We start from the raw sequence: 10,000 nt of genomic DNA on the forward strand, positions 1-10,000 counted from the left end.
TTTTGGTTTTTTGAAGCCTTCGAGATGTAACATGTAGAAATCTAGGAGGATTTTTAGCAAAATTTGACGTTCTATTCCGGCAAAAGTTTTCTGATTGGAATCAAATTTGAGTTCGATTAATCGTTTGAGCAATTGCGTTTCATGTGCTGAAAGTGTATTCACGGATTGAAATGGGGTGAAAAAACCTTCTTTGACATCGAAAAAATCGAAATCTATTTCGGAAACATCGGGATAAAAACCTAAGAATTTAGTCATTTCCATCATCAAAATTAGATGAAAATTTGTAGCTTCTTCATGGGCATCCAACCAAAGTAAAGCGGTTTCTAAAAAAGAAAAAAGATTTTCATTTTTCTCTTCTTCGTGGATACTGTGATGCAGAATTTCGGAAAGAAAAATCACAATAGTGCTTTTAACAATATCCGTATTTATCGAATGAAAACTATGTGCTAATTTTATTTCTTTGAAATGCTCGAGTGTGCCTTTGTTTTTGTGATTCGCTTCAATTTCAATAATCGTTAACGGCTGAAAATACGCTATTTTTTGATTCGCTTTTTTATTGGAATAAGCACTTTGTACAAAATAACTTTTCAAACCATCCGACTGCGTGAAACACTTAACAATCAGGCTTTTTTCTTGAAATTTTAGGGAAGAAAGAACGATGGCTTTAGTTTTGACTAGCATTGAGTTATCTAATAATCATTACTTTTTTCACCGTTGAATCTGTAGCATCTTCAGAAGCCACAAAAATCATATAAACGCCTGATGCTACTTTGTACTTTCCAAAGGCTTTAGTGTCCCATTCAATAGTTCCTCCAGCAGCTGTAGTTTCATAGACTAAATTTCCTTCAATATCGGTGATTTTGACATTGGCTTTATCTGTTAATCCACTGATTTTTACAGTTCCTACAAAATTTGGTCGCACTGGATTTGGATAGACAAAAACATCACTTAAACTATCACTTGGTTTGGTTGAAGTTCCTAAAAACGAAACCATTCCTTTATCGGTTGCAAAAAACACTTCACCAGAAACACCGTCGATTTCTATATCGTTGATGTTATCACTTGGTAGTGGCGAATTGTTTTTAGTAAATCGATAAATAGTTTCTTGACCATCAGAAGACACTAAGAAAACACCTCCATCGGCAATGGAAACCCATTTTCTGTTAGCACCATCAACAGCGATATCTAAAATCGTTTGTTGGTAAAATAATTCTTGCGCTAAATCGCCTTCTTGAATGATAATAGCGTTAGTGGTCAACTCATCTGATGAAATGAATCGGTCTACAGAAACGGTTCTTAAACCTGCATAAGTTCCAATCCACAATTGATTTCTATTATCTACCGCAACACATCTAACATCATTATCAGGTAAGTTTCCATTTGTAGTGCTGATTACAATAAACTTATTGTTGTAATTTTCATTAAAGGCTATTAATCCATCATTAATAGATGGCACCCATTTAGTTCTGTTTTTATCAACAGCCATAGGCCCAAATCTCCCAAAACCATCAGTAGTTACATCTGCAATGCCATACGATTGCCATTGCCCATTTGTTTGCAACGTTTTTATTGATTTATAATTTCCAGTATTGGTTACATTGGTCATCCAAAGATTACCGTTCCTATCAAATGCAGGACTATTGACACGAATATCCACATAATTTGGATTTCCAGTTGAAATTGATTCCAATCCATTTGGACCTGTATTGGTGTTGTTAAAAAGTTCAATGTTATCGCCTTCAATTTTAAGCAATCCTGAAAAATAGGATGTTGCATAAACTTGATTTCCATTATTTGGATTAATAACTATATCACAAATTGATTTTGCTTGAAACAAATCACTGTTCGGAATTAATTCCCAACCAAAATCATTTGAATATTTACTGATACCAAACGCATCTAAAGGATAAGGATCATACAAACGGGTATAATCGCCATAAACCGCCCACAAATAATTAGGCGCTTTTTTTACTCTGAAAATATAATTTCGGATAGGACCATTTGGCGACATTGCTTCAAAAGTGGTTGGATTTGTCAGTGCTGTAGAAAAAAGACCGTCTTTTTCTGTTCCAATGTAAATTATCCCACTTACCACTGTTGCTGCTTTAAAAACTGATGTATAATTTGGAATTTGTGTTATATGGGCAATTTGACTATAAGCTTGATTTAACACATAAACATGATTTTGCGTAGTAACAATTAATTCTGACCCATTGGTTTTGATTTTAAGTCCTGCTTGATTTTGATTCAAAACTTGTTGAAAGGCTGAACCAGTGTATCGATAGGTTCTTGAATCAGAATTCATGGCTACTAATTGATTATTAAAAGTTACAATTCCTCCCCAAAAGCCGGCATCAAAAGTTTGCCATTGACTAAAATCATATAAATTAGGATTGGCTAAATCTCCTTTTCTAATACCAAAATTTCTAGTAACCGCATAAATTTGATTATTTAGAACGGTGGTTTGTAACACTTCTGTTTCTTCACCAGATGTACCAATGAAATAAGTAATAATAAATTCGGAAGTAGCAACATCCATTACAGAAATTCCATAGTCTGTAGCGATATATAACTTTCCTTCGTGCTCATAAAAATCATTGATTTTCTTTTTATTTGGCGGCACTGGAACTTCGTTAATAATATCCACTTTTGTAGAAACGGATCCGTCGGAATTAATGATTAACAATAATCCATTAGTGTTACCAGCAAAAGTTTTATTAGCAGTTTGCGAATGATGAATAGTAGTAATTGATTCTGGTTTTAATCCATTTATAGAATTAAAAATTTTTAAATCGCTAGATGTAATTGCTTTTGAGAAAACTGCGTTTTGAGTTGCTGCAAAAACAGCATCTGTTCCTGAATCAACATCTACTATTTCATTGTATGAAAAATAACCTTTCCACAACTGATTATTTTGTTGTGCAAAAAAGAATTGAGAAATCAATAAAATAAAAATCGCCTTTTTCATCGCATGTATTTATTACAAATATACTACAAACGTAATTAATTTTAGTTTTGATATATTTTAAAAGAAAAAAGCTCTTTCAGTTTCCTGAAAGAGCTTTTGTTACTTAACAAAGTTAGTAATTATACTACTCCTTGAGCTAACATAGCATCGGCTACTTTAACGAAACCAGCAATATTGGCTCCTTTAACATAGTTTACATAACCATCAGCTTCTGTACCGTATTTTTTACACTGTCCGTGAATACCTGTCATGATGTCTTTTAAACGAGCATCAACTTCTTCACTTGTCCAGTTTAAACGAATAGAGTTTTGCGTCATTTCTAAACCAGATGCTGCAACACCTCCTGCATTAGCTGCTTTTCCTGGAGCAAATAATACTTTTGCATCTAAGAATTGTTTAATAGCATCTAAAGTACATGGCATGTTTGCTGCTTCAGTTACACACATAACACCATTAGCAATTAATTTTTTTGCATCTTCTTCATTCAATTCGTTTTGAGTTGCACATGGAATAGCTACATCCACTTTTGCTTCCCATGGACTTTTTCCTTTGTGAAAAACAGCACTTGGGAATTTTTCAGCAAAACTTTCTGCTCTATTATTTCCACTAGCTCTCATTTCTAACATGTACTCAATTTTCTCTCCTGAAATTCCATCAGCATCGTAAATGTATCCATCAGGTCCAGAAATAGTAACTAATTTCCCTCCTAACTCATTTACTTTTAAAGCCACACCCCAGGCAACGTTACCGAAACCTGAAATAGCAACTGTTTTTCCTGAAATAGATTGTCCTATAGTGCTTAACATTTGTTGTGTGAAATAAACCACACCATATCCTGTAGCTTCTGGACGAATTAAAGAACCTCCGTAAGCCAAACCTTTTCCAGTTAAAACTCCTGTAAATTCATTTCTAATTCTTTTGTATTGACCAAACATATAGCCAATTTCTCTTGCTCCAACACCAATATCCCCAGCAGGAACGTCTAAGTCTGGACCAATATGACGACATAATTCCGTCATAAATGATTGACAAAAACGCATTACTTCTGCATCAGATTTTCCTTGTGGATCGAAATCAGAACCTCCTTTACCACCTCCCATTGGAAGTGTAGTTAAGCTATTTTTAAATACTTGTTCAAAAGCTAAAAACTTAAGTACAGATAAATTTACTGTTGGATGAAAACGAAGACCTCCTTTATAAGGTCCAATTGCAGAATTCATTTGAATACGGAATCCTCTATTCACTTGAATTTCACCTTTATCATCAACCCATGGCACTCTAAAAATAATTGAACGCTCTGGTTCAGCCATTCTTAAAAGTACGTTTTTACCATCGTACTTTTTCTCATTTGCAATAAAAGGCATCACCGTTTCAGCGAACTCTCTTACTGCTTGTAAAAATTCTGGTTCGTTTGGATTTTTGGCCTCAACGAGCGCCATAAAATCATTAATTTTTTGTTCCATTATACTATAAAACTTGTAGATAAAATAATCTGTTAATTATCTTTTGTCTTAAAATTACGAAATTCGTAAAAATTAAGTTGACAAATATACATTTTAAAAATTACTTGGGATATTTTTAAGAAAAATTTATAACACGAGTTTTGACTTTTTAATTGAATACTCTTTATATTATATTTTATACAAGAAAAACATTCTTTTTTTTTTGAAGTGAAGTTAGTTTTTATATATTTGTCCGATAATGGAAAAATTTTAGCGATGACTAAAAAAATTAAATACCTACTAATATTGCTTTTAGGAGCGAATTTTTCAATGAATGCACAATTTGGCTTCTCTCATGAAGTTGGAGCTTTTATTGGAGGAGTTGCTTTTCAATCTGATTTTGGTGTAAGAAACGACTTTAAAACTAATGCAGGAAATACCGGGATAGGTATTGGATTGGTACACTATATGAATTTTGCTTATCGTGCAGAATGTAACTGTTATACACCTGAAACTTATTTCAACGATCACTTTAAAGTTCGTACTGAATTATCTTACAACAGCACAAAATTAGAACATTTTGGGGAATTTGCTGACAAGCAAACTCTTGCTGGTGCTCAACTTAGAGCAATGAAAGGTGAAGCTAAAGTTACCGACATTGGTATGCAATTAGAATACTTTCCATTAAGTATTCGTGAGTTTACGGCAACAAATGGATCTTGGGCACCCTTTATAGGTCTTGGAGCTCATTACTCATTCTTTGACAACAACACGTATTCAACATTACCAGGAGGATTAGGCAACCCAAACAATGTCTATCCTAGATATTTACCAGATGGTTTTTCTTCTGAAGGAGGAAGCACTTGGTCTGTTGTTTCTTCTGTAGGTACACGCTATAAATTAACTGAACTTTCAGACTTATTCTTTGAATTAAGATGGCAATATTACTTTTCTGACTGGGTTGATGGTTTAAATAAAAACCCAGATCTTTGGAAAGAAAACAAAGCAAACGATTGGAACTTATGGTTTCATTTAGGATATATCTATTATCTAGATTAATAATTATTTCAACATAAAAAAACCCGATTTTATCAAATCGGGTTTTTTTATTTCTATTATTTAAATGCTTGTTCTAAATCGGCTAATAAATCTTCGATATCTTCAATTCCTACACTCAAACGAACTAAGTCATCTGAAATACCTACTTCTTTTCTTTTATCTTCTGGTATAGAAGCGTGTGTCATTAAAGCTGGATGATTTGCTAACGATTCTACGCCGCCCAATGATTCTGCTAAAGTGAAAACTTTTAAATTCTCTAAGAATTTAATCGCATCTTCTTTTTTACCTGATTTGAAAGTAAACGTTACCATTCCTCCAAAACCACTCATTTGCTTTTTAGCAATTTCATGAAATGGATGTGAAGCTAATCCAGGATAATACACTCTTTCCACTAAAGGATGATTATCTAAATACTCAGCTACTTTTTCTCCATTTTCACAATGACGTTGTACACGTAAATGCAACGTTTTGATTCCTCTTAAAACCAAGAAAGAATCCATTGGTCCTAACGTTGCTCCTGTTGCGAATTGTTTGAAATGTAATTCTTCTCCTAATGCTTTGTCTTTGATAATTAAAGCCCCTGCAATAACATCAGAATGTCCACCTAAATATTTAGTTGCCGAATGCATTACAATATCCGCACCTAAATCTAATGGTTTTTGCAAATAAGGTGTTGCGAACGTATTATCAACAGCAAATAAAATATTGTGCTTTTTGGTGACTTGAGCAATCGCAGCAATATCCGCTAATTTCATTAAAGGATTTGTTGGTGTTTCCACCCAAACCAATTTCGTGTTTTCATTGATTAACGATTGGAATTTCTCCAAATCATTCATATCTACAAAATGAAATTTGATACCACTATCTTTATACAATCTTGTGAACAATCTATAAGTTCCACCATATAAATCATCCATTGCGATGATCTCATCACCAGCTTTGAACATACGCAACAAACAATCGGTTGCTGCTAATCCAGAAGAAAAAGCTAGACCTCTTGCCCCGTTTTCGATACTTGCTAAAGCATCTTCTAAAGCTGTTCTTGTTGGGTTTGCCGCTCTACTGTATTCGTAATCACCAATTGGTTTTCCTGGACTCGATTGTACATAAGTCGAAGTTTGAAATACCGGAGGCATTACGGCTCCCGTTACTTTTTCATGATGTTGCCCACCATGTATCGTTTTTGTATTGAATTTCATCTTTTAAAAAATTTTTACAAAGGTAAATAAAAGTTGGTTGATGCTACTTTTCGAATCGTTAACAATTCGCTAAATATGCTTTTTAATCGACATCATTATTCCTAAATGAATGCCTTCGTGATAATTATTGAACTCCATCGCTTCTTTCCAAGTTCCTAAATGAAATCCGGTTTTGGTTTGATACGGATGATATTCTTTGAAAATTCCAGCTTCAAAATCAACTTTCGTTTTTTCAACCATTTCTGATAGTAATTTCTTGATTTCATCAACTTCAGCTTGCGTAGTTTTTCCATCTGGTCGCGAACCGTTTTGATATTTCTCAAAAAGCGAATCTGGAATATGCATTGGTAAACCTGATAAAGCGTAAACCAATTTCTGTTGGGAAACAATAACGTGACCAATGTTCCAAATCAAATTATTGCTCATTCCTGCTGGAATTGTATTCAATTGTTCCAACGAATAGTTATCTAAGAAATTCTTGTATAATCCGCGGCTGGTTTCCCAAATTCTAAAAGTTGCGTCCATGTCTAATTTTTTTATAAAATTACTGATTTTTAGAATTCAAAAGGCTGTATTTTTGTATCAGAAATTGAAAAACATCAAAATGAACAAAATATACTATTTGGCTTCGTGTGATACCTGCCGAAAAATCATCAAATCACTTCCAAATTCTGATAAATTAACGTTTATCGATATTCGCCAAAATCCAATTTCGGAAAGCGATTTAGAAGAAATGTATCAACTTTCGGGAAGTTACGAAGCGCTTTTCAGTAAAAAAGCACAATTGTATAAATCATTAGGTTTAAAAGATAAAAATCTAACTGAAGCCGATTTCAAAAAATATCTTTTAGAACATTACACGTTTTTGAGTCGCCCAGTTTTTATTATCGATGGGAAGATTTACATTGGAAATAGTCCAAAAAACATTCACGAAGTAATTACTGTTTTAAGCTAATGTCAAAAAGAAGTTGGGCACTAGTTGCCGCTACCTTAGTTTCCATCATTTACGGTGTAACTTTTACGATTGCTAAAGACGTAATGCCAAAATATGTCGATGCTTTCGGGTTTATCGTGATGCGTGTTGGTGGTTCGGTTTTGTTGTTTTGGTTGATTTCCTTTTTTGGACCCAAAGAAAAAATCGCTAAAGAAGATTTTCCTCGAATTGTTGCAGCTGCGTTCTTCGGAGTAGCTTTCAACATGTTGACTTTTTTCAAAGGATTGAGCTACACTTCGCCTATTATGGGAGCTGTTTTAATGGTTACCACACCAATGATTGTTTTGGTTTTATCAGCATTCATCATGAAAGAACGCATGGAAAACCGAAAAGTTTTAGGAATCATTTTAGGCTTAGCAGGAACGATAACGTTGATTCTTTATGGAAAATCGTTAGTAAACGCTACAAATGCATCTTTAGGAAATTTATTGGTTTTTGTAAATGCGGTTTCTTACGGATTTTACCTTATCATCGTGAAAAAATTAATGGATAAATACAACGCCTTCACCTTCGTGAAATGGATTTATACTTTTGGTTTCTTAATGGTGTTGCCTTTTGGTTGGAACGAATTTCAAGCTATAGATTTTGCTAATTTACCAACGGATATCAGCTGGAAAATTGGTTTTGTAGTCGTGTTTTCGACGTTCTTAACCTATTTACTGAATTTAGTTTCCATGCGCGAATTAAAACCCACAACTGTTGCGGTTTTCATTTATTTACAACCACTTTTCGCTACTATTTTCGCCGTTAGTTTAGGTAAAGACGATTTAAGTTTAGTGAAATTGATTTCAGCGGTGTTGATATTTGTCGGAGTTTATTTGGTAACCCAAAAGAAATCTACTTCTTAATTAGAATTCCAATACTGAACACTAAAAACTGAACACTGAACACTTTTTCTTATCTTTGAAGACATTTTTATAACGTATGATACACTCCATGACGGGTTTTGGGAAAGCATCTTTGCAATTACCAACCAAAAAAATTACCGTAGAAATCAAATCACTAAACAGCAAAGGTTTAGACTTAAATACGCGAATGCCATCGGTTTTTCGTGAAATGGAATTGGGTTTACGCAATCAAATTTCGCAACGTTTAGAGCGTGGAAAGGTTGATTTTTCGCTTTATGTTGAAGTAACTGGCGAAGAAACAACTTCAAAAATCAATGTGCCGATTGTAAAAGGGTACATTAACCAAATGAAAGCCGTAATTCCAACTGCTGACGAAACGGAATTAATGAAAATGGCAGTTCGTATGCCCGATGCATTAAAAACCGAGCGCGATGAAATCGATGAAAACGAATGGAAACAAATCCAAACCGTGATTGATGAAGCCTTGGAAAACATCGCTAATTTTAGAAAAGACGAAGGTGCTTCTTTGGAAAAAGAATTCCAATTAAGAATTGCCAACATCAATAATTTAATGAACGAAGCCGTTTCTTACGATGCCGAACGCGTGGAAACTGTAAAAACACGTTTAAGAACTGCTTTAGATGAATTAAAAGTCAATGTAGATGAAAATCGTTTCGAACAAGAATTGATTTTTTATCTAGAGAAATATGACATTACTGAAGAAAAAGTACGTTTGGGTAACCATTTGAACTATTTCTTAGAAACGCTTAATGGAACAGAAGCTAACGGAAGAAAATTAGGTTTCATCACGCAAGAAATGGGAAGAGAAATCAACACCATGGGTTCAAAATCGAATCATACCGAAATGCAAAAATTGGTGGTAATGATGAAAGATGAATTGGAAAAGATTAAGGAACAAGTTTTAAACGTTCTTTAAAGCCATATGCCATAAGCTATAAGCTTTAGGCAAAAATTAAATACAAAATTACAAGCTTAAAGCATATTGCCTAAAGCCTAAAGCAATAAAAATGAAAGGAAAATTATTAGTATTCTCTGCGCCATCAGGTTCAGGAAAAACCACTATAGTAAGACATTTATTAGCCCAACCCGATTTGAATTTAGAATTTTCGATTTCGTGTACTACGCGCGCGCCTCGTGGCGAAGAAGTAGATGGAAAAGATTATTATTTCATCTCTTGGGACGAATTCAAAAAACACATTAAAGCAGAAGATTTCGTAGAATGGGAAGAAGTCTACACCGATAATTTCTACGGCACTTTAAAAACCGAAGTAGAACGCATCTGGGCTTTAGGAAAACACGTAATTTTTGACATTGATGTAGCAGGTGGATTGCGTATTAAAAGCAAATTTCCAAACGAAACTTTAGCTGTTTTTGTAAAACCACCAAGCGTTGACGAATTAAAACGCCGCTTAAAACAACGTTCCACAGAAAGCGAAGACAAAATCAATATGCGTATCGCAAAAGCATCA

General features: G+C 34.0%; 10 protein-coding genes. 5 read left to right on the forward strand and 5 right to left on the reverse strand.

Annotated features, from left to right (window positions below; translation table 11 throughout):
• From recO to gdhA, 3 genes are all read right to left on the reverse strand, one after another.
• Window positions 1-681, reverse strand: a 681-nt coding sequence (gene recO / locus LDL23_RS01405; protein WP_291264109.1) for a DNA repair protein RecO, incomplete at its 3' end; no start/stop codon positions are given.
• A gap of 4 nt (window positions 682-685) precedes the next feature.
• On the reverse strand, window positions 686-2,968 hold the full coding sequence (locus tag LDL23_RS01410; protein WP_291264110.1) for a two-component regulator propeller domain-containing protein: 2,283 nt from the start codon (window positions 2,966-2,968) through the stop codon (window positions 686-688).
• Between the two features lie 119 nt (window positions 2,969-3,087).
• Window positions 3,088-4,431 carry an NADP-specific glutamate dehydrogenase gene (gene gdhA / locus LDL23_RS01415; RefSeq protein WP_291264111.1) on the reverse strand — a complete coding sequence of 448 codons (1,344 nt, stop codon included), beginning with the start codon at window positions 4,429-4,431 and terminating at the stop codon, window positions 3,088-3,090.
• Between the two features lie 255 nt (window positions 4,432-4,686).
• Between gdhA and LDL23_RS01420 the strand changes: the two genes are divergently transcribed.
• Window positions 4,687-5,469: a glutamate dehydrogenase gene (locus LDL23_RS01420; RefSeq protein WP_291264112.1), complete on the forward strand. Its 783-nt coding sequence runs from the start codon at window positions 4,687-4,689 to the stop codon at window positions 5,467-5,469.
• 56 nt (window positions 5,470-5,525) lie between these two features.
• Here the strand turns inward: LDL23_RS01420 and LDL23_RS01425 are convergent, their stop codons facing one another.
• Window positions 5,526-6,668, reverse strand: a complete 1,143-nt coding sequence (locus LDL23_RS01425; protein WP_291264113.1) for a cystathionine gamma-synthase — start codon at window positions 6,666-6,668, stop codon at window positions 5,526-5,528.
• Window positions 6,669-6,737: 69 nt separating this feature from the next.
• Window positions 6,738-7,193, reverse strand: coding sequence for a DinB family protein (locus LDL23_RS01430; RefSeq protein ID WP_291264114.1), 456 nt, complete (start codon window positions 7,191-7,193; stop codon window positions 6,738-6,740).
• Between the two features lie 79 nt (window positions 7,194-7,272).
• On the opposite strand from LDL23_RS01430, the gene LDL23_RS01435 reads away from it, so the two are divergent.
• The 4 genes from LDL23_RS01435 to gmk form a co-directional block, all read left to right on the forward strand.
• A complete protein-coding gene (locus LDL23_RS01435) occupies window positions 7,273-7,623 on the forward strand; it encodes an ArsC/Spx/MgsR family protein (RefSeq protein WP_026725142.1) in 351 nt (116 codons plus the stop codon).
• A complete protein-coding gene (locus LDL23_RS01440; protein ID WP_291264115.1) occupies window positions 7,623-8,510 on the forward strand; it encodes a DMT family transporter in 888 nt (295 codons plus the stop codon). The genes LDL23_RS01435 and LDL23_RS01440 overlap by 1 nt, the downstream gene beginning before the upstream one ends.
• Before the next feature lie 76 nt (window positions 8,511-8,586).
• Entirely contained in the window at window positions 8,587-9,447 is an 861-nt protein-coding gene (locus LDL23_RS01445; RefSeq protein ID WP_291264116.1) for a YicC/YloC family endoribonuclease, read from the forward strand.
• Window positions 9,448-9,538: 91 nt separating this feature from the next.
• Window positions 9,539-10,000 (forward strand): guanylate kinase (gene gmk / locus LDL23_RS01450; RefSeq protein ID WP_291264117.1); only part of this gene is annotated, 462 nt, incomplete at its 3' end.

This window comes from Flavobacterium sp., from assembly GCF_020217025.1.
In the GTDB taxonomy this organism is placed as follows: Bacteria; Bacteroidota; Bacteroidia; order Flavobacteriales; family Flavobacteriaceae; genus Flavobacterium.

Bases quoted from the DNA above. Each gene is read 5' to 3' on its own strand.
- LDL23_RS01410 (WP_291264110.1), bottom strand. From the start codon at position 2,968: ATGAAAAAGGCGATTTTTATTTTATTGATTTCTCAATTCTTTTTTGCA.
- gdhA (WP_291264111.1), bottom strand. From the start codon at position 4,431: ATGGAACAAAAAATTAATGATTTTATGGCGCTCGTTGAGGCCAAAAAT.
- LDL23_RS01420 (WP_291264112.1), top strand. From the start codon at position 4,687: ATGACTAAAAAAATTAAATACCTACTAATATTGCTTTTAGGAGCGAAT.
- LDL23_RS01425 (WP_291264113.1), bottom strand. From the start codon at position 6,668: ATGAAATTCAATACAAAAACGATACATGGTGGGCAACATCATGAAAAA.
- LDL23_RS01430 (WP_291264114.1), bottom strand. From the start codon at position 7,193: ATGGACGCAACTTTTAGAATTTGGGAAACCAGCCGCGGATTATACAAG.
- LDL23_RS01435 (WP_026725142.1), top strand. From the start codon at position 7,273: ATGAACAAAATATACTATTTGGCTTCGTGTGATACCTGCCGAAAAATC.
- LDL23_RS01440 (WP_291264115.1), top strand. From the start codon at position 7,623: ATGTCAAAAAGAAGTTGGGCACTAGTTGCCGCTACCTTAGTTTCCATC.
- LDL23_RS01445 (WP_291264116.1), top strand. From the start codon at position 8,587: ATGATACACTCCATGACGGGTTTTGGGAAAGCATCTTTGCAATTACCA.